Raw genomic sequence first — 20,176 nt, forward strand, 5'->3', positions numbered from 1 at the left:
AAGTACATTACGTGTTTTTTAGTTTGTTTGAACGAAAGTTCATTTTGTTTTCGTTCTTAAGTTGATGGGCATGTGGAACGACCCCTATTAAAAACTGGAAATTAGAATTTGATTATAACGGCAATTTAACACAAGTTTGGGATTCTAAAATTAGTAGTAAAATAAATAATCATTACGTAATTACGAATGCAGGATGGAATGGTCAAATTCCTCCTGGTGGATCGATTACAATCGGAGGAGCAGGAACAGGCACTCCTGCTGAACTTGTAAATGCATCCATTAGCGAAAACTAAACGTAACTTCCACTAATTATTTCACTAAAGTTTGAATTTAGGTTTGATTCCTCTCTCCTAAATTCAAACTTTTAATTTTATGAAAAATCACAAAGAAACATTATAATAACCTATTATAATCATATTTAGTTTCCAATATGAAGTTCGTGTGAAGTTCATCTGAATTTTACATGAATTTCCTTTAAGCTCTATTGTCTTCCTATACTAATCACATTATCCTTTACATATAGGAATTATTTTTATTCCATTTCAAACTATCTATATATACATAAAGAAAGATAGTCGCCTATTAGGGAAAGGCATCTAGTATTATTATAAATATAAACATAACAAAAGAAAAAGCACGCTTATAAGCGCACCATAAGAGTGCTTCTTCATACAATTCTCATGTAAGAGTTCTCGAAAATCATGTTAATCACAAAGAAAAGGCATTAGCTTATACAAGCTAATGCCTTTTCTTTATTCATATTGTTCAGCGTTCCATTCTTCTATATTCCACACTTTTGTTATCCATGCTTCATAAAAAGAAGGCTCATGTGATACAAGTAAAACGGTTCCTTTATATCGTTGTAGCGCTTCCTGCAACGCTTTCTTTGTTTCTATATCCAAATGATTAGTTGGTTCATCTAAAATTAAAACATTACTTTTCTTTACGATAAGTTCACATAAACGTACTTTCGTTTGTTCCCCTCCGCTTAATAAACGAATAGATTTTAATACATGTTCTTCTTTCAATCCACACTTCGCTAATGCTTGGCGCACTTCTTTCTTTGTCATATCTGGTCGCTCTGCCCAAACTTTCTCTAAGGGTGTTGTTTCTGAAGCAAACTCTTCCTGGGCAAAATACGCAGGGTTTACTCGTTCTCCAACAGAAATGGAACCGCTTAGCGGCTTAATTTGACCTAATAATGTTTTTAACATCGTCGTTTTTCCAATTCCATTATGACCAATAATCGCTATCTTTTCTCCTTTTTTCACTTGTAAATTCAACTCTGGGCATAACGGATCACTATAACCTATCCTTAGTTTCTCAGCTTGCAATATACGACTCACCGGCTCCTCATAAACATTGAAATCAAAACGGGATCGAGGTACAGGATGAATCTTTTCAATCCTTTGCATTTTCTCCAATACTTTCTCTCGACTTTTAGCCTGTTTCGCTTTACGAATTTTATTTTTTTGAATAAACGTTTCTAACTGAGAGATTTCTTTTTGTTGTTTCACATACGCCGATTGCAATTGTTTCTTTTGCACTTGATAACTTTGTACAAACTTTTCATAGTTTCCTAGGTATCGCTTCACTTTCCCTCCTTCTAGATGAAAAATAACATTTGTAATACTGTTCAAAAATAATTCGTCATGCGAAATGATTACATAAGCTTTTTCATATAGTCTCAAATACGATTGCAACCATTCTATATGGGCTGTGTCTAAATAATTTGTTGGCTCATCTAGTAATAAAACATCAGCTTTTTCTAAAAGAAGCTTCCCAAGTAATAACTTTGTTCGCTGTCCCCCACTTAACTTCGATACATCCTTTTTCAAACCTATTTCAAATAAACCTAAACCGATTGCTACTTCTTCAACTTCTGTATGAATGTGATAGAAATTAGAGCTTTCCAATATAGTTTGTAATTCTCCATACTTTACTAACAGTTTTTCTACTTCTCCTGCTCCATTCATTTCTTCAGCAATTTTTAACATTTCGCATTCAATCACATACAAATCAGCAAATGCACTTTGCAAGTATCCCTCAATTGTAATTCCTTCTTGTAAATCTATATGCTGCTGTAAAAAACCTACCTTCACATGAGGAAACCATTCAATATTCCCCTCATCATGTATAAGTTCTCCTGTTAAAATCTTTAACAATGTTGATTTTCCAATTCCATTTTGCCCTACTAACCCAACATGTTCGCCCTTCAATAATCGAAAACATGCATTATATAAAATGGTCTTCTCACCATACGAATGACTTACATTTTCTACCGTTAATATACTCATTTTTTTCTCTCCTCTACTTATAGTCCATAAGCTAAATAGAGAGAGCAACAGTATAAAGCCTTATTTAATTGTGCATATAAAAAATGGGTAAGGTGAATACACCTTACCCATTACATATTATCGTAAAAAAGGATTAAGGTTCTTTACCTGCTGTCTTCAATTTAGCTTAACCGATAAAAATGGGCAGACTTCTCCCTTATCAAGCTAAAACCATTTGAAGAACAGTTGATAAAGTCATTTTATCCTTTCACTCCTTTAACATTCGTTATATTAAGAGTATAAACTACTCTTTTATATTCTATTCTCTATTGTTCTTTTTGTTCCTTCTACGTTTTATCGTTCTCTGCATAAATTTCTTTATACATCTTTTCTAATGCATATGGACTTGTAAAGATAATTGTTAACGATTTCCACATATAAATTCTTCTTTGTAATTCTATCCCATACTCTTTACTCACTATATTTTTCACTTCTGGGATATGATCTTCAGTTTGAAATTGTTGCACAGACTTCAATTCATTCGTTTTAAAATCTGTTAAAAATCCTATTACACTTCGCCCATGTTCCTGTGACCTTTCTTCTAAATCAAACTGAACCGAATGAATGAAACCTAAAACGTGAAAGATTTGAGCATGTAACCCGACAGCAGCACGCTGTTCCATTAAGTTGTAGCACTCTCGTTTCAACTCTTCTACCATTTCTAAAGAATTTCTATTAACTTTCCTTTTGCCAATAAACATAATTTTTACAATATGAGCGACTGCCCCCATACTTTTTAATACACTCTCTAGAATTTCTACCGCGTCTTCTACATAACCATTTAAAATTATTGAATGAATAAATTCATCTAATACCGCTTGAAACTTTTTAATTAAATGTAAATCACGTAATTCTGGAACATCTTTTCTCAATTGATCCCGGCCTTGAACCCACTTTAAAATTTCTGTCATTTCTTCTTCGTTTAATTCATGATGTTCCATACCATACTTCATTAATAAAATATGATTTTTTAATAAAGATTTTCCTTCTTCGAGATTATCTGCTGTTAATTCATCCACTATTTGCTCTATAGATTTCATCTTTCTCCCCCTATATAAAAAAGCCTCTTAACAGTAATTATACTAAAAACTGTTAAAAGACTTTTTCTATTTTTTCATATAAGGTGCTAATACTCTCAAAATTTCTTCCTTATCCTTCTTTAACTCAAGTGATGTTAACATATCCATCGTTCTCGGCCTAGGTAATTTCACTTGTACCTCACCAACTATTGATGCTGGTCTTTGAGATAAAATAAATACGCGATCCGAAAGCAAGATTGCCTCATCTAAGTCGTGTGTAACCATAACGATTGTTTGCTTCTCTTGGTGCCAAGAGTTTAAAAGCCAGCTATGTACTTCCATTTTTGTAAAAGCATCTAATTTACCAAAAGGCTCATCAAGTAACATAATTGGCTTTTCACATAAATATGTGCGCAGAAAACTAATTCTTTGACGCATACCACCAGACAATTCATCTGGATAATGGTCTGCATATTCATCTAGTTCAAACTGCTTTAATGCTTCCATTCCTTCTGTTAGCCTTTGTTTTTTTGGCTTTCCTTCAATTTCTAACGGAAGGACGATATTTTGCAAAGCTGACCGCCACGGTAGTAATAAATCCTGCTGCGGCATATAACTTACAACATCTTGCTCTTGCATTTGCTTATCGTTATACGTTACACTTCCACTTGTTGGATTTTCAACATTTGCGATCATATTTAATAGTGTACTTTTCCCGCAACCACTCGGTCCTACAAAAGAAACGAACTCTCCCTCTCGTATAGAAGCACTAATATTTGCTAATACATTCTTTCCATCGAAAGATTTCACAATATCTTTTATTTGTAATCCGCTCATTTTTCACTTGGAAGGAACTCATTTGTAAAGGCATCTTTCACATCAATTTTCTTCTTAATAACTTTGTTATCATATAAGAAATTCATGTAATTCGTCCAAACTTCTTCCTTCTGTACTCCCCACGCTTTTGCATCATCTTGATACTTCGTACTTAACCATTTTTGACTTTCTTGTACTAACTCTTTATTTACATCTGGAACGGCTTTAATTAAAATATCAGCAGCTTCTTTCGGTTCTTTAATTGCAAAATTATACCCCTCTGTCGTTGCACTCATAAACTTTTTCACAAAGTCTTTATCTTGCTTCGTATGTTTTTCACTCGTAATAATAACAGGACTATAGAAATCAAGCGCTGGGTCTAAGTCTTTCACCATAATCGTATTTAACTCTTTTCCTTGGCGCTTCGCTTCAATACCGTCCCATCCGTAATATATCCATTCAAAGTCTGCATCACGACCAATTGATTTAAAGAAATCTGTTTGTCCTAAGATGATTTTTTCCACTTTATTAAAATCGGCTTGATTTTTCTCCATAATTGTCTTTAATGTAGCTTCTTCCGCTGGTCCTCCCCAGCCACCATAACGTTTACCTTCAAAATCTTTCGGCGAAGTCATGTTATCTTTCTTAAGCGATGCAAAAGCTGAAGTATTATGCTGAATAATCGCTCCTACTGATACAACAGGAATACCTTCCACACGAGCCAACGTTACATTTTCTTGCGCGCTTATTGCGAAGTCAGCTTTTCCTGAAGCTATCATTTGCTCTGCCGTCACATTATCACCAGGCTGAATAATTTCTACATCTAAGCCTTGCTTTTTATAATAATCTTTCGCTTTCGCTACATATAAGCCAGTATGATTCGTATTTGGAAACCAATCTAGCACTACTTTTACTTTTTGATCTTTACTTGCACTTTCTTCTTTCTTCGCCGGATTACATCCAGCCACACCTACCGCTAATAAGGCAGCCAACATAACTTTTAAACCTTTTTTCATTTTCTGCCGTCCTTTCTATATATCCATGGTGCTGTTATTCTTGCCATAAACTCCACGATAAAATACAGACATAATGTCACCATAACAATAATTGCTGCAACACCAAATACTCGGGCTGTTAAAAAGGATTTCGTAGCCCTTGTAAGCATAACTCCTAATCCTTCACTGGCACCGAGCCATTCTCCAATAATCGCTCCCATTACGCTATATGTAACTGCAATTTTTAAACCGGAGAAAAAGTATGGAAGCACTGCTGGAAACTTTACTTTCTGGTAAACTTGCCATTTCGTTGCCTTCATCGTTTGCAACAACTTCAACATATTTTTATCTACCGTTTGAAAACCTTCTAAAATGCTAAGCGCAATCGGGAAGAAACAAACGAGTATGACTACCATTACTTTCGGTAGCATTCCATATCCAAACCAAATAATAAATAACGGTGCAAGTACAACGATTGGAATCGTTTGCGAAATAACAAGCAACGGATTTATTAAAATACGAAATAAAGGGATAACGTCCATAAGAATTGCAATGCTCGTCCCAATTAAAATCGCAAAGAAAAGTCCAATTATAACCTCTTGCAGCGTCTGCATCGTATTCGGTAATAGTAAATCTTTCATTCCAATTAATTCTTGAACAATGGCAGAAGGCTTCGGTAAAATCCACGGTTCAATTTTAAATAATGAAACAGATCCTTCCCATATCGCAATGAGAAGGATAAGCCAAATTGCTGTAATTATTTTAGATTGCTTCTGGTTTTGCATATTCATCACGGTACTTCCAAACTTTTTCATCTATCGTTACACCAGTGCTTGGACGATAATGGATTTTAATAGAAGTAATCACTTCTTCTGCTCCAGCATCCACACAAGCTTGTTGTGCACGTTTAATGATATCAAGAAGTACATCTAATTCTCCTTCCAGCGTTGTTTCCATTGCCCCTACTTCATAACGAACTCCCGATTGTTGTACAACCTCAATCGCTTTATCAACAACAGAATACACGTCTTTGTTCTTTGCTTGTGGTACTACTGAAAACGAAATTGTAACTTGTTGTGACATAGTAAAATCCCCCTTATGAAATTAAATTTTAAAACAAGAAAAGGCTTTCCTACTGCGTAGGAAAGCCTTGTATGCAAGTTATTATAGAATAACATATGCTACATCACTTTAAGTAACTCCCTACGCTGGCATTATCCAGATCAGGTTGAGGGTCGATGTTTGCTCACATCCTCTCAGCCAATTGGCTCCCCGGTCCTTAATTCGTTTTCATTGTAGCATGATTTATTTTATTGAACAAACAAAAGCATGTATAATCATTTCATTTAACTTTTGAATTCCCCAATTAACTCTTGTAGCTCCTGTGAGAGCCAGCTTAAAGAACTGGCTAATTCAGCAATATCCTGTACAGACATTTCCTGTTCTTTCATACTTTCTTCAACATTACTACTACTATTCGCATACTTATTTGCAATAAGTGATAGTTCATTTACAACACGAACAATATTTTGGCTATTTTGCAATATATTATTTGAATTGCTAGAAACAACTCCAACTTGATTGGTAACAGTTTGTGCTGATTTCGAAATTTTTTCAAAGAAAGCACCACTACTTTCAACAAGTTTCATTCCAGACTCTATTTCTTTTGAGGTTTTTTGCATTGAAACAACAGCTTCTTCCGTTCCGGCTTGTGTTTCCCCTATTAATTTTGCTATATCTTTTGCTGATGCTTCCGTCTGCTCTGCTAATTTACGCACTTCATCAGCAACAACGGCAAATCCCTCTCCAGTTTCCTCAGCACGTGAAGCTTCAATAGTAGCATGTAAAGCTAGCGAATTCGCTTGATTTGAAATACTTGTAATTACAGTTACAATATCACTAATTTCTTTTGATCTTACTTCCAAAGAATAAATGATAGAAGATAAATCTTGTACTGCATTTTGTATTATGTTCATTTGATTCATCGTCTGTTCAATAATACCATTTCCTTTTTCTGAATGATGCTTCGTACCTTCAGACTCTTTCGTCATTTGTTTTGCAATATTAGTGATCTCTTCCATCCTATCTTCCATTTCATATACAATATCTAAATACTTTGGTACTGACGTTTCTTGCAATTGAACGCCAGCCCTTAACTCAACTATAGAACTTACGATTCCTTGGACTGCCATGCTATTTTCTTTCGTACTCACTGACAATTCTTGTGAAGATGCGGAAACCTGTTCTGCTGTCTGCTTTACTTTATCTATAATTCCTTTAAACTTCTCGATGGTATTATTAAAATACGCATTAATAATACCAATATCATCTGGTCTTTCCTCTAATTTAATACTTAAATCACCTTCACCAACTCTGCGTAATCCTTCACGTAAATCCCGCAATGGAGCAAGTGCGTTACGTACGATTAAGAATTGAATAACAGTTGCAATTAAAACAGAAATACAAATAAACATTAAACCTTGTATAATGAATTTTTCCTTTGTAATAGGAACAATAGAGGCATCTACATCGGCAGCAACAATTGCCACAATATTTCCGTCTCCATCTTTAATTGGCTCTAATATCGTTACCCATGTTCCTAATACGTCCTCATATACTTCTGTCATATTTGCCTTTTTCGTGCTCATTACCTTATCGTATGCTTTCATCCAAAGATCTGGTTGTTTATAATATTCTCCCGGCCTTACTTCAACAACATTTGCTAACTCTGTAGACAAATCGACGATTAGTAACTCACCTTTTTCGTTTTCTTTTGCTCCAACAATATAGATTTGTCCAACGCTATTCAATTCTTCCGTTGCTTCATCTAATTTCTCTGTTAACTTCTCTCTCTTTTCTCTTTGTGCTACTGGGTCTTTTGTAACATCTCTCACCATTTGTTCGTCTAATTTATGTAATACCGTATCTCCTGTTTCAAAGGAATGCCTTTCAAATATAGACATCATGCTATTTTGAAACATGTTAAAACTTAACGCTCCCATAGTACCAACAAGCGTCAAAATAACTAGCACAGTTAACAATACATTCTTTTGAAGAAATGATAGCTTGTGCCAACATTTTTTCATCAACATCACCTTTCTTAATTAACTTAATATAAAGGAAAACTATTAAAATAGAAACCTTATCAACAGCTGATAAGGTTTCTCATTTGTTCGCAAATAAAAAAAAGACCAATGAAAAAGCATTGGTCAAGACCAACCCTATCCGTCCGGTAACTGGCTAGCGTAGCCTTTCGGCCTTAGCTCCTGTAGTTTTGCGTCCTAATGTTTCCACCAGTTTGCCTTTCTCGCTGAACGAGTTGAACGATATGGGAGTTCTATGAGAATTACATTGTTCTCTATCAAAGATTACAACATAAAAATTAAAATGTCTACCTATTTAGAGATGCAAATGCAAAGTTTTAATGTATTATTTTTTCGAAATAATTTAACAAAGTACGTGAATGTTACATTTCTTGTGTTATATAATAAAAAATGTATATAACACAAGGATTGTTTTGAGTATTTATTTTAATTTTCATTCAAATTAAATTATTCGAATATATCTTAACTAATGAATTTCGGAGGTAGTTTATCATGTTTTGGCTACAATTTCTTACGTTACTACTCTGCATTTTTATTGGCGCACGCCTAGGCGGAGTTGGTCTAGGGGTAATGGGTGGCGTTGGTATGGCAATACTTGTTTTCGTCTTCCACTTACAACCTACAGCTCCTCCTATTGATGTAATGCTTATGATTTTAGCAGTAATTACAGCTGCTGGTGCACTCCAAGCTGCTGGTGGAATGGACTACCTTGTTCATCTGGCTGAGAAAGCATTACGAAAAAATCCAAAGCGCATTACATTCTTTGCTCCAATTGTTACTTATTTATTTACACTTTGTGCAGGAACTGGTCACGTTGCTTATTCTGTACTTCCTGTTATCGCAGAAGTCTCTCGCGAATCTGGGATTAGACCAGAACGACCAATGTCAATCGCCGTAATTGCTTCCCAACAAGCAATTACAGCTAGTCCTATATCAGCTGCAACAGTTGCACTTTTAGCAATGTTAGCTGACTATAAAATCACCTTATTAGATATTTTAAAAGTAAGTATCCCTTCTACTTTCATCGCTTGTATGGTAGCTGCATTTGTTGCTAGCAAAATGGGGAAAGAATTAAATGAAGACCCTGAATACTTAAAACGATTAAAAGAAGGAATGATTCCTAAGATTGAAGAGAAAAAAGAATTTGTTGGTGTAAAAGGCGCTAAATTATCAGTTATCCTTTTCCTAGTAGGAACTTTTCTTGTCGTACTTCTCGGTTCATTTGAAGTACTTCGTCCAGGATGGATAGTTGATGGGAAGTTAGCCCGTCTTTCCATGCCAAACACAATTGAAATGGTTATGTTAACGATTGCAGCTCTTATTATTATTTTCTGTAAACCAAATGTAGAAAGCATCGTGTCTGGTAACGTCTTTAAAGCGGGGGCAACAGCAGTTGTTGCTATTTTCGGTATCGCTTGGATGGGAGATACTTTCTTTAACGGAAACTTAAATATGATTCAAGGATCAATTCAGCATCTAGTAACAAGTGCGCCATGGCTATTTGCCATCGCATTATTCATTCTATCTATTTTACTATATAGCCAAGCCGCAACAGTACGTGCTTTAATGCCTCTTGGATTATCACTCGGTATTCCACCGGCACTACTGATCGCGATGTTCCCTGCAGTAAATGGATATTTTTTCATTCCAAACTACGGAACAATCGTTGCTGCCATTAACTTTGATCGTACTGGTACAACCAGCATTGGTAAATATGTTTTAAATCATAGCTTTATGATTCCAGGACTAATCGCAACATTCACTTCTATCGGAATTGGAATGCTCTTAATTTCAATTATGTTTTAAAGAAAAAGCACAAACCCAAAGTTTTAAAGGGTTTGTGCTTTTTTAATCAAACGTTTGTTTAAATATTTTTAACTGTCCATTCTTCCATTATGTTCTTTAATATTTGTGTGAAGTCCCCTTCTTACTCACTTCCTCTACTAGCTTCTTCGTACTTTCATACGCAGATTCAGCTAAACTAATCGCTGAAATAACTGAAACACCGTCCGCACCTGCTTCTATAACCGAAGCGGTATTTTCAATTGAAATGCCTCCAATTCCGACAATAGGTATTGTAATTCCTTGTTCTCTAAAATGAGCTAAACCTTTCGTTCCTTGCACCGCTTTCGTATCTTTTTTCGTACTCGTTGTGAAAATAGGGCCAACACCTAAATAATCCGCTCCGTTTTCAATTGCCCAGCGCGCTTCTTCAATTGTATGTGTAGATACACCGATAATTTTATCCCCCATTTTTTCACGAACAGAAGTAATTCCTTCATCCTCTTGCCCTACATGCACACCATCCGCATCTAACTCAAGTGCTAGTTCCACATCATCATTTACGATGAATGGTACACCATACTCCTTACAAATTGCTTGTAATTCTTTTGCGAAACAAATACGTTCTTCTCCTGTTAAAGCCCCTTCTCCCTTTTCACGAAATTGAAAAATTGTTATACCGCCTTCAAGTGCATCTTTCAATATTTGTAGTGGATCCTTCGTACAATTGTTACTTCCCATAATAAAATATACGGATAACAACCTAGACATTTCTGCCTTTGAAATACGCGACATTTATTTTCCCTCCTTACTATATAACCTCAATCTTCCCATACTTCTCTATATCACCCGAAGTGGTATTCGCTAACTGATTTAAAAATTCAATTTGGAAACTACCAGGTCCTTTTTCTACTGTCTTAGCAGCTGCTAGTTCCGCGGCTACACCATAAAACGTTAATGCCGCTATCGCTGCCTTTACATAATCCTTTTCTACCGCTACAAATGCTCCTATTACAGAAGTTAGCAAACAACCAGTTCCCGTAACTTTTGTTAAAATAGAGTGACCATTTTGAATAACAATCGTTCGCTCTCCATCTGTAACAACATCTTCTTCTCCAGTAATTACTGCAACTGTATTTAGTTCATCTGCTGCCTGCTTTGCAATACTTACGACATTACCATTTCCAGCACCAGCGTCTACCCCTTTAATTTCCCATCTCTCATTAATTACGTTCGCTATTTCAGCTGCATTTCCGCGAATAATCGCTAATTCAATTTCAGCCGGAATATGTCTCGCAACTTCTGTTCGATACGACGTTGCTCCTGCGCCAACTGGATCAAACAGTACTGGTACATTGTTCACATTTGCAGATTTACCAGCAAGTAACATCGCTTCTACTTCTTCAGGACGAAGTGTCCCCATATTTAATACTAGCGCTCCAGCAATGCTAGCCATTTCTGCCACTTCTTCTTTTGCATACGCCATTACAGGCGATGCCCCTAACGCTAACAAACCGTTAGCTGTAAAATTTGTTACAACAACATTTGTAATATTATGAACGAGCGGATTAGATTCTCTCACCAAATCCACTACTTTACTAATTTCTTTCATATTCATCCTTCTCATCTCCTAACTATAGTTATGGGAGATACACAAAAAGGCACTTTGCGCGTACGCAAAGTGCCTGAACATGTGCTTTTACACTCTCCCTACGCTGGCATTATCCAACAGGTTCAAATGGTCAATGACGGACTAGTCATACTCTCAGTTTGTATCCACAAACTCCCATGTGTTTAGTATTCATCTACTTCAAAGTCTACTCTTATTCTAGTAAAATAACAAGTTCTTTACTTTTCTATTTCTCACAGTCTCATCATGGTGCATATTATATTCTGTCACGATCATTCACTTTCAAACAGATGTTATCCCATTAAAAAACGTTCAAATCTGGAGCGAAACTGAATCTCAAGAAGATGTATGCTATAGTTAACGTATGGAAATTTGAAAGGATGTTTTAAATATGTCAAAAAGCGTTGTAATCGCTGAAAAGCCTTCCGTTGCACGTGATATTGCTCGCGTACTGAAGTGCGATAAAAAAGGAAATGGCTATCTTGAAGGTAGTAAATATATTGTAACTTGGGCTTTAGGTCACCTTGTTACATTAGCAGATCCAGAAAGCTATGATGTGAAATATAAAAAGTGGAATTTAGAAGATTTACCTATGCTACCTGAGCGTTTGAAATTAACGGTTATTAAACAAACTGGGAAACAATTTAATGCTGTAAAAAGTCAGCTACTTAGAAAAGATGTAAATGAAATTATTGTAGCAACAGACGCTGGGCGTGAAGGAGAATTAGTCGCTCGTTGGATTATTGATAAGGTTCGAATTAACAAACCAATTAAACGTCTATGGATTTCATCTGTTACTGATAAAGCAATTAAAGATGGTTTCGCAAATTTAAAACCAGGTAAAGCATATGACAATTTATACGCTTCAGCAGTTGCACGTTCAGAAGCTGACTGGTATATCGGTCTTAACGCGACTCGCGCTTTAACAACTCGCTTTAATGCCCAGCTAAACTGTGGCCGTGTGCAAACACCTACTGTCGCTATGATCGCTAATCGTGAAGATGAAATAAAGAACTTCAAAGCTCAAACTTACTACGGCATCGAAGCTCAAACGACAAATCAATTAAAACTAACTTGGCAAGATGCAAATGGCAATAGCCGCAGTTTTAATAAAGAAAAAATTGATGGTATTGTAAAAGGTTTAGATAAACATAATGCTACTGTTATGGAAATTGATAAAAAACAGAAGAAATCATTCTCTCCTGGTCTTTACGATTTAACTGAATTACAACTTGATGCAAATAAAAAGTTCGGTTACTCTGTGAAAGAAACATTAAACATTATGCAGAAATTGTATGAACAACATAAAGTGCTAACATACCCTCGTACAGATTCGCGTTACATTTCATCTGATATCGTTGGAACACTTCCAGAACGTCTAAAGGCGTGCGGCGTTGGGGAATATCGTCCTTTAGCACATAAAGTATTACAAAAGCCTATCAAGGCTAATAAATCATTTGTTGATGATAGTAAAGTAAGCGATCACCACGCAATTATTCCGACAGAAGGATACGTTAACTTCTCAGCCTTCACAGATAAAGAACGTAAAATTTATGATTTAGTTGTAAAACGTTTCTTAGCTGTTTTATTCCCAGCATTCGAATACGAACAACTAACGTTACGCACAAAGGTCGGCAATGAAACATTCATTGCACGCGGAAAGACAATTTTACATGCCGGTTGGAAAGAAGTATATGAAAATCGCTTTGAAGATGATGATGTAACTGATGACGTAAAAGAACAACTTTTACCTCGCATCGAAAAAGGCGATACATTAACTGTAAAATTAATTATGCAAACATCAGGTCAAACGAAAGCACCTGCACGTTTTAACGAAGCGACTTTACTTTCAGCAATGGAAAATCCTACAAAATATATGGATACGCAAAATAAACAACTTGCTGATACGCTAAAATCAACTGGTGGATTAGGTACTGTAGCAACGCGTGCTGATATTATCGACAAGCTATTCAATTCATTCTTAATTGAAAAACGCGGTAAAGATATTCATATTACTTCAAAAGGCCGTCAGTTACTTGATTTAGTACCAGAAGAGTTAAAATCACCTACATTAACTGGTGAGTGGGAACAAAAGCTAGAGGCAATTGCAAAGGGTAAACTGAAAAAAGAAGTATTCATTTCCGAAATGAAAAACTATACGAAAGAAATTGTTTCTGAAATTAAATCGAGTGATAAAAAATATAAACATGACAATATTTCAACAAAGTCTTGTCCAGATTGCGGTAAACCAATGCTAGAGGTAAACGGCAAAAAAGGAAAGATGCTCGTTTGCCAAGACCGTGAATGTGGTCATCGTAAAAATGTATCTCGTACAACAAACGCTCGTTGTCCGCAATGTAAGAAAAAATTAGAATTACGTGGTGAAGGTGCTGGACAAATCTTCGCATGTAAATGTGGCTATCGCGAGAAATTATCAACATTCCAAGAGCGACGTAAAAAAGAATCTGGAAACAAAGCTGATAAGCGCGACGTTCAAAAATATATGAAACAGCAGAAAAAAGAAGAAGAACCATTAAATAACCCATTTGCAGAAGCATTAAAAAAATTAAAATTTGATTAAATAAAAAAGGTTCCTACCTCTATCGGTAGGAACCTTTTATTATTAATGAATAATTTTACTTCCTTTTGCATTCTCAACAAATTTTTCACTTGATTTGTTAATTGGTGTTTTCAATAATAACGCAGCAACAATCATAACTACTACGAAAGCACTTAACACAAGTAAATCTCGCGTTACGATATCCCAAAGCATTCCGCCTACTGTTTCACGAATTGCACTAATTGCGTATGTGAACGGTAAGAACGGATAAATTGCTTGGAAGAACGCTGGTGTCATTTGAATTGGGAATGTTCCGCCCGATCCTGCTACTTGCAGTACAAGTAAAATGATCGCCATCGATTTCCCTACGTTTCCGAAAATAGAAACGAGTGAGTACACGATACAAACAAATACTCCACCTATAAATAAACTAAATAATACAAACCAGAATTTATCGACTACGTACGTACCGAGTAAGAATATATCTCCCATCGATACGATAAACGCTTGCGAAAGACCTATCGTTAAGAATGTTAATAAACGTCCGAAGTAAATTTCATGGCTCTTATAATTCGCGCCCTCTTCATGTACTTCTACTGTTAATAATGAAACCATTAATAGTGCGCCTACCCATAATGCAAGCACTGTATAGAATGGTGACATTGCTGAACCGTAGTTCGGCATCGCAAATAATTTATTCTCTTTTAAATTTACTGGATTCGCAAAGTAGTCACTTTGCTTTTCAACATCATTTTTCAATAAGCGTATGATGTCTTTTATATCCTCTTCAGATTCAAAATCACGAATTTTATCTGCTAATTCTTTAATCTTTTTCTCAGTTTCCGGCATGTCAGCTTTAATGTCTGTTAATTTCTTTTTACCGTCTACTAAGCCTTTTGATGAATCTTCTAGTAACTTTTTAACGTCTGGAAGCTTTTTGTCTGCTTCATTTAAAATTTGAGTTGTATTTTTCGACATCTCTTTTGTACGAGCAATTGCTGTATTGAAATTAGGTACAATTTCTGAATCATACGTCGATAATACATCTGTTAACTGAGCTGACCCGCCCTTCGCAGCGTTGTTAATACTTTCAATTACATCTTTTGTAGGTTTCTGTCCATTGTTAAGAAGTGTAATTCCCTTATTCGTTGCATCTACACCTTTTTGCAGACTACTTTTCGCTTTATTTAATTTTGCAATTCCATTATTAAGATTTTTATCACTATTTACATCCGCTAAAACCTTATTTGTGCTTTCTAGAACAGGGATCATATCATCGATTAAACCGATTCCAGATTGGAACTGACCATTTAAACTATTTAAAGCTACTTTCGTTGAGTCTAAACCGTTAATACCTCTGTTTTGTACATCTTCTTTTGCTTTTTGTAAATCTGCTTTTGCACCTTCAAGGCCATTTTTTGCTTTATCGTAATCTGCTTTTGCATTGTCATATGCTGCATTTGCATCAACTTTAGCTTGATCTACTGTGCTAACTGCTTTTTTATAATCTGCTACAAATGTTTCATTGTAATCTTTTTCTGCTTGATCAATTAATCCATTTGCTGCATCTAATTTTTGATTCGCTACATCTGTTACATCTTTCTTTACTTCTTGTCCTGTACCGATAACATTTACAATATCTTTAATACCATTGTTTGCATTTTCCATACCTTTTTTAACATTAGTTAAGTGACCCACTCGCCCTTTGAAAAAGCTTTGACCAAAATCAGTCGTCGCTGAGTTCTGAAGTTCAGTAAAGAAATTAATAAGATATGAAATACCATCTGTACCAGTCTGCAATTTATCTGATACCGAATTTAAATCTTTCTTTGCTTGTTCAGGGTCAAATTGGCCATTTTGTAAGCCATTTAAAACACTTTTCCCATAAGCTGTTCCTGCACGTGATGAACTTAAAACATTATTTACTGTTTGATTAATACTTTGCGCTATACTCTTATAACCATCACTATTCAACTTAGAAAGATCCGGTCTCGCTGGGAATTCAGGTAATCCATTCATTCCAGACAAGTCAGGAATATTTAATTCTACACCTGGATTCATTAGAAAATCAGTAAATGCAGCTGCACTATCCATAACACCTTTTGCTGCTACTAAATCATTTCTTACCGTCCCTGGAGCATTTTTCAATGTTTGATCTTGTCTTGCAAAGAATTTATCTAAATTCCCTAACGCTTCTTGACCATCATTAATAACACTTTCCACAACCGGCAATTCTTTCTGCGCTACTTTCACAACATCCTCTGCTCGAGTCGCATCATCTAACGCCTTATCCATCAATGTATTCATTTCTGGGAACTGCGCTTCTAACTTAAATACAAGATCTTTTACTTTCTCAATACTTGGTAAGTTTGTTTCTAAATCGATTCCAAGGTCATTGAAGATTTTAAAAATCTCACCGTTCGCTGTTTTAACAAAGTTTTTACTAATTTCTTCTGTAATACCTGATGCACCTTTTGCTGTAATTTTCGGTGCAATCGCATTTACCTTTTCATTTACATAGTAATCAAGTTCTGGTTTCTGTGGATTTTCATCCAGAACAGTTGCAATCTTTTCAGAGAAATCTTTTGGGATTGTAATGCTTGCATAGTAATCCCCGCGTTCAACTCCGTAAATTGCTTGTTTTTCATCTACAAATTTCCAGCCAAGATTTTTGTTTTTCTTCAGAGAATCTACAATCTCGTTCCCGATATTGATATCTTTTCCTCTTAAATTAGAGCCTGCATCTTGGTTAGAAACTGCAATGGGAACTTCTTTTGTATTTCCGTATGGATCCCAGGAAGCTTTAATGTTAAACCATGCATATAACGATGGTAAAATCATTAACCCTACAACAATAACAATTGCAGCCCAATGTTTCGCTACATTCCGTAAATCTGTCTTATAAATACGCCAAATTTGTTTCATAGAAGTTATCACCTAATTATATATTTTTCCTTCTTTAGAAAATGATACATACATTTTGCAATTATATCACTTTCTACATCGTGGATTAACCAGAAACGAACTATTTTTTCCCATTAACTTTGACTTACTACATTATATAACGAAGTCAGTCAAAGTATGAATACAAAATGACCAAATCGGTTTTACATTCAATAATAACAAATATATAGGAAATGTCATAAAAAATACAAGTATTTTCTCTTGGAAATACTTGTATTCCTAAAAAAATCCTCACAGCTTTTTATCATCTGTGAGGATTTCTTCTATTATATATCTACTTGTACTTCTACACCGAAATGATCTGAAATTACATTTCGGTTTGTACCATTAAAAATAACTTTTGAAGAACGAACTTTTTCACTTCGGTTACACAATATTAGATCGATTCGCAAATTATGTTTATTTTCATCCCAACCAGCAATCTCACCTTGGACAGTTGTTCCCTCATCCTTCTCTATTGCTAGTTCATATGTGTCGTACAAACCTTTTTGCATCATATATTCATAGCCCTCCCCTTGCAAACGAGCGTTATTATTAAAATCACCCATTAAGAAGGAAAGTTCATTGCTATCTACACGCTCCATCAAACGATTCACTTGATCTTTAAATGATTCTTCTTCATCATCCCACCAACCGAGGTGGCAAGAGTAAAACGTGATGTTCTTACCATTATAAGCAATTGTTGCACTTACAATTTTGCGTGTTTTCCAATACGTTGTATCTTTATTTTCTGAAATAAAGAACGTATCTTCTTTTACAACATTATGCTTCGTTATAATCGCTAATCCTTCTTCATACACATCATAACCAATATGAGAGAAATCCCAAGTAATATTGTAATCTTTTACATGTAACGCTTTTAACTCTTCTAATAGTAAAAGTCCAAAATTATCTTCTTTCTTGTTACCGCATACATTTTTAGCCCCTATCGACTGACTTACTTCTTGCAATGCGATGACATCGTACTCTTCTTCTTGAATGACTTTAGCAAGATATTTTATCTTTTCTATTTGATTTTCTTCTTGCCAAGAGTGACAGTTTAAAGTTAGCAATTTCATATTATTACGCACCTAACATATCTTGAATGTCTGACTTTAATACGTCAGCTTTCGGACCATATACAGCTTGTACACCTTTATCTTTTACGATAAGTCCTAAAGCACCATTTTGTTTCCACTGTGCTTCTGGTGCAACAACATCTAAATCTTTTACTGTTACACGTAAACGAGTCATACAAGCATCTACGTCAGCAATATTTTCTTTTCCACCTAATAAATCAATAACTTTTGTTGCTAATGAACCATCTTGTACATTTCCTGTTCCTTCTGATGACTCATCTTCGTTATCAATGTAGTTACCTGCACGTCCTGGTGTTGGTAAGTTGAACTTTTTAATTAAGAAATTGAATAATGTAAAGTTCAGACCGAAGAATACTAATGAAACGATAACGAAATTGATTAAATCTCTAGTTAGTCCTGCATTCACCATCATCGGTGTACGAGTAATTAGCTCAATAAATCCGAATGCGTGAACACGTAAGTTAATTAAGTCTGCTAATGCGAATGCAAGTCCTGTTGTAATTGCATATACAACATATAATACTGGAGCAATAAACATGAACATGAATTCAATTGGTTCTGTTACACCTGTTAAGAATACTGCTAACGCTGCTGATAAGAACATTGGTTTATATTTTGCGCGTTTTTCTTTATCAACATTACGGAACATTGCGAATGCAATACCCATTAACGCTGCTGATGAACCGATAACTTGTCCAGCTTTGAAACGAGCTGGTACAACATTATTTAGTAGATCGTTATATGCTTTTGTATCTCCATTTGCTAATAAGTTATTTAAATCTGTAATCCATGCAAGCCATAAAGGATCTTGTCCTGCTACAACTTGTCCAATTTTTGAGCCAGTTAACATCGTATATGTTCCGCCCAGCTCTGTATAGTTCATCGGAATCGTTAACATATGGTGTAAACCGAATGGTAATAGTAAACGCTCTAACGTTCCATATACAAATGGCGCAACAACTGGTGCACTATCTTTTGAAGCTGCAATCCAGCGACCAAATTCATTTAATCCACTTTGGATGAATGGCCATAAAAGTGATAATACAATTGCAGTTACTGTAGACCAAACAATTACAACGAATGGTACGAATCGTTTTCCGTTAAAGAATGCTAATGCCTGTGGCAGTTTATTATAGTTATAATATTTGTTATATAAAGTAGCTCCTAAGAAACCTGTGATGATCCCTACGAAAACTCCCATGTTTAATGCTGGTGCACCAAGTACAGAAGTAAAATAATCTTTTACAATTAAATCTCCTGCTAATACTGAAGAAACTTTCGCTTTTGAATCCGCTAACATTTCAGCGTTTACGCCAAATATAGCTCCTGTAATTCTGTTTGTTAAGACGAATGCTAATAGCGCTGCAAATGCACCACCTGCGCGATCTTTTGCCCAAGATCCCCCGATTGCTACTGCGAATAAGATGTGTAGATTTGTAATAATTGCCCAACCGATGTCTTCCATTACGCGAGCGATCGTATGAACTGCGTTAATATCCCCAGCAGACATCCCAATTAACTTACCGATAGAAATCATTAAACCAGCTGCTGGCATTACAGCTACAACAACTAATAACGCTTTCCCGAACTTTTGCCAAAAATCAAAAGACGTAATTTTCATCTGTTCTTCCTCCCCTTTATTTATAACAACATAATGATTTAAATTATAATTTCTGTTCCCTTTATGAAAACGATTCCTCATTTTAATTTGTTCTTATCCCTTTACGCAACCGTTTTCATAAATCTATTTTAATAAAAGCGTTTTCACTTTGCAATAGAAATTTATTTTTTTTCATAAAAAAAGATGCTCTAAGTGGTATTATCCCCTTTAGGTAGACAGTAAAAAAAGAGTCCATCTGGTATGATGGACTCAATACTGTTTTATCTGGAG

At 35.3% G+C, this 20,176-nt stretch carries 14 protein-coding genes, 1 pseudogene and 3 riboswitches; of the genes and pseudogenes, 3 read left to right on the forward strand and 12 right to left on the reverse strand.

Annotated elements, in window-relative coordinates; all coding sequences use genetic code 11:
• Window positions 1–74 precede the first annotated feature (74 nt).
• Window positions 75–293 (forward strand): annotated as a pseudogene (locus PDQ68_RS27040) (cellulose binding domain-containing protein); the annotation flags it as partial.
• 459 nt (window positions 294–752) lie between these two features.
• On the opposite strand, the gene PDQ68_RS27045 reads toward PDQ68_RS27040, so the two are convergent.
• The 7 genes from PDQ68_RS27045 to PDQ68_RS27075 form a co-directional block, all read right to left on the reverse strand.
• On the reverse strand, window positions 753–2,297 hold the full coding sequence (locus tag PDQ68_RS27045) for an ABC-F family ATP-binding cassette domain-containing protein (protein WP_061182795.1): 1,545 nt from the start codon (window positions 2,295–2,297) through the stop codon (window positions 753–755).
• 326 nt (window positions 2,298–2,623) lie between these two features.
• Window positions 2,624–3,376: a hypothetical protein gene (locus PDQ68_RS27050; RefSeq protein ID WP_000835394.1), complete on the reverse strand. Its 753-nt coding sequence runs from the start codon at window positions 3,374–3,376 to the stop codon at window positions 2,624–2,626.
• A gap of 66 nt (window positions 3,377–3,442) precedes the next feature.
• Complete coding sequence (locus PDQ68_RS27055) at window positions 3,443–4,192, reverse strand: ABC transporter ATP-binding protein (RefSeq protein ID WP_049114345.1); 750 nt, start codon at window positions 4,190–4,192, stop codon at window positions 3,443–3,445.
• Window positions 4,189–5,187 carry an ABC transporter substrate-binding protein gene (locus PDQ68_RS27060; protein WP_049114343.1) on the reverse strand — a complete coding sequence of 333 codons (999 nt, stop codon included), beginning with the start codon at window positions 5,185–5,187 and terminating at the stop codon, window positions 4,189–4,191. Before PDQ68_RS27060 ends, PDQ68_RS27055 begins: the two co-directional genes overlap by 4 nt.
• Window positions 5,184–5,957 carry an ABC transporter permease gene (locus PDQ68_RS27065; protein WP_001057149.1) on the reverse strand — a complete coding sequence of 258 codons (774 nt, stop codon included), beginning with the start codon at window positions 5,955–5,957 and terminating at the stop codon, window positions 5,184–5,186. The genes PDQ68_RS27060 and PDQ68_RS27065 overlap by 4 nt, the downstream gene beginning before the upstream one ends.
• The gene (locus PDQ68_RS27070; protein ID WP_000082897.1) at window positions 5,929–6,249 is read right to left on the reverse strand and encodes an MTH1187 family thiamine-binding protein; all 321 of its coding nucleotides are present in this window, start codon (window positions 6,247–6,249) and stop codon (window positions 5,929–5,931) included. Before PDQ68_RS27070 ends, PDQ68_RS27065 begins: the two co-directional genes overlap by 29 nt.
• Window positions 6,250–6,349: 100 nt before the next feature.
• Window positions 6,350–6,451, reverse strand: a riboswitch (TPP riboswitch).
• A 61-nt stretch (window positions 6,452–6,512) separates the two neighbouring features.
• Window positions 6,513–8,252, reverse strand: coding sequence for a methyl-accepting chemotaxis protein (locus tag PDQ68_RS27075; RefSeq protein ID WP_061182794.1), 1,740 nt, complete (start codon window positions 8,250–8,252; stop codon window positions 6,513–6,515).
• Between the two features lie 142 nt (window positions 8,253–8,394).
• A riboswitch (cyclic di-GMP riboswitch) is annotated at window positions 8,395–8,479 on the reverse strand.
• A gap of 283 nt (window positions 8,480–8,762) precedes the next feature.
• On the opposite strand from PDQ68_RS27075, the gene PDQ68_RS27080 reads away from it, so the two are divergent.
• Window positions 8,763–10,076: an anaerobic C4-dicarboxylate transporter family protein gene (locus PDQ68_RS27080; protein ID WP_061182793.1), complete on the forward strand. Its 1,314-nt coding sequence runs from the start codon at window positions 8,763–8,765 to the stop codon at window positions 10,074–10,076.
• 96 nt (window positions 10,077–10,172) lie between these two features.
• On the opposite strand, the gene thiE is transcribed toward PDQ68_RS27080, so the two are convergent.
• Both thiE and thiM read right to left on the reverse strand, forming a co-directional pair.
• Complete coding sequence (thiE, locus tag PDQ68_RS27085; protein ID WP_061182792.1) at window positions 10,173–10,847, reverse strand: thiamine phosphate synthase; 675 nt, start codon at window positions 10,845–10,847, stop codon at window positions 10,173–10,175.
• 16 nt (window positions 10,848–10,863) lie between these two features.
• Window positions 10,864–11,679, reverse strand: coding sequence for a hydroxyethylthiazole kinase (gene thiM / locus PDQ68_RS27090; protein WP_338083326.1), 816 nt, complete (start codon window positions 11,677–11,679; stop codon window positions 10,864–10,866).
• A 63-nt stretch (window positions 11,680–11,742) separates the two neighbouring features.
• Window positions 11,743–11,852: riboswitch (TPP riboswitch) on the reverse strand.
• A 221-nt stretch (window positions 11,853–12,073) separates the two neighbouring features.
• Here thiM and topB point away from each other — a divergent pair.
• The gene (gene topB / locus PDQ68_RS27095; protein WP_061182791.1) at window positions 12,074–14,263 is read left to right on the forward strand and encodes a DNA topoisomerase III; all 2,190 of its coding nucleotides are present in this window, start codon (window positions 12,074–12,076) and stop codon (window positions 14,261–14,263) included.
• Window positions 14,264–14,305: 42 nt separating this feature from the next.
• Here the strand turns inward: topB and PDQ68_RS27100 are convergent, their stop codons facing one another.
• From PDQ68_RS27100 to PDQ68_RS27110, 3 genes are all read right to left on the reverse strand, one after another.
• Window positions 14,306–17,167: a YhgE/Pip domain-containing protein gene (locus PDQ68_RS27100; RefSeq protein WP_061182790.1), complete on the reverse strand. Its 2,862-nt coding sequence runs from the start codon at window positions 17,165–17,167 to the stop codon at window positions 14,306–14,308.
• A 305-nt stretch (window positions 17,168–17,472) separates the two neighbouring features.
• A complete protein-coding gene (locus PDQ68_RS27105) occupies window positions 17,473–18,264 on the reverse strand; it encodes an endonuclease/exonuclease/phosphatase family protein (protein WP_061182789.1) in 792 nt (263 codons plus the stop codon).
• 4 nt (window positions 18,265–18,268) lie between these two features.
• A complete protein-coding gene (locus tag PDQ68_RS27110) occupies window positions 18,269–19,906 on the reverse strand; it encodes a PTS transporter subunit IIBC (RefSeq protein ID WP_000705540.1) in 1,638 nt (545 codons plus the stop codon).
• Window positions 19,907–20,176: the final 270 nt, after the last annotated feature.

The sequence above is a fragment of the Bacillus cereus group sp. Bc010 genome (assembly GCF_027716745.1).
Taxonomy (GTDB): Bacteria; Bacillota; Bacilli; order Bacillales; family Bacillaceae_G; genus Bacillus_A; species Bacillus_A pacificus.

What these genes read in the sequence shown, in the direction of transcription:
- PDQ68_RS27075 (WP_061182794.1), bottom strand. Translation starts at nt 8,252, where the DNA reads ATGAAAAAATGTTGGCACAAGCTATCATTTCTTCAAAAGAATGTATTG.
- PDQ68_RS27105 (WP_061182789.1), bottom strand. Translation starts at nt 18,264, where the DNA reads ATGAAATTGCTAACTTTAAACTGTCACTCTTGGCAAGAAGAAAATCAA.
- PDQ68_RS27050 (WP_000835394.1), bottom strand. Translation starts at nt 3,376, where the DNA reads ATGAAATCTATAGAGCAAATAGTGGATGAATTAACAGCAGATAATCTC.
- thiM (WP_338083326.1), bottom strand. Translation starts at nt 11,679, where the DNA reads ATGAGAAGGATGAATATGAAAGAAATTAGTAAAGTAGTGGATTTGGTG.
- PDQ68_RS27070 (WP_000082897.1), bottom strand. Translation starts at nt 6,249, where the DNA reads ATGTCACAACAAGTTACAATTTCGTTTTCAGTAGTACCACAAGCAAAG.
- topB (WP_061182791.1), top strand. Translation starts at nt 12,074, where the DNA reads ATGTCAAAAAGCGTTGTAATCGCTGAAAAGCCTTCCGTTGCACGTGAT.
- PDQ68_RS27110 (WP_000705540.1), bottom strand. Translation starts at nt 19,906, where the DNA reads ATGAAAATTACGTCTTTTGATTTTTGGCAAAAGTTCGGGAAAGCGTTA.
- PDQ68_RS27080 (WP_061182793.1), top strand. Translation starts at nt 8,763, where the DNA reads ATGTTTTGGCTACAATTTCTTACGTTACTACTCTGCATTTTTATTGGC.
- PDQ68_RS27055 (WP_049114345.1), bottom strand. Translation starts at nt 4,192, where the DNA reads ATGAGCGGATTACAAATAAAAGATATTGTGAAATCTTTCGATGGAAAG.
- PDQ68_RS27060 (WP_049114343.1), bottom strand. Translation starts at nt 5,187, where the DNA reads ATGAAAAAAGGTTTAAAAGTTATGTTGGCTGCCTTATTAGCGGTAGGT.
- thiE (WP_061182792.1), bottom strand. Translation starts at nt 10,847, where the DNA reads ATGTCGCGTATTTCAAAGGCAGAAATGTCTAGGTTGTTATCCGTATAT.
- PDQ68_RS27045 (WP_061182795.1), bottom strand. Translation starts at nt 2,297, where the DNA reads ATGAGTATATTAACGGTAGAAAATGTAAGTCATTCGTATGGTGAGAAG.
- PDQ68_RS27100 (WP_061182790.1), bottom strand. Translation starts at nt 17,167, where the DNA reads ATGAAACAAATTTGGCGTATTTATAAGACAGATTTACGGAATGTAGCG.
- PDQ68_RS27065 (WP_001057149.1), bottom strand. Translation starts at nt 5,957, where the DNA reads ATGAATATGCAAAACCAGAAGCAATCTAAAATAATTACAGCAATTTGG.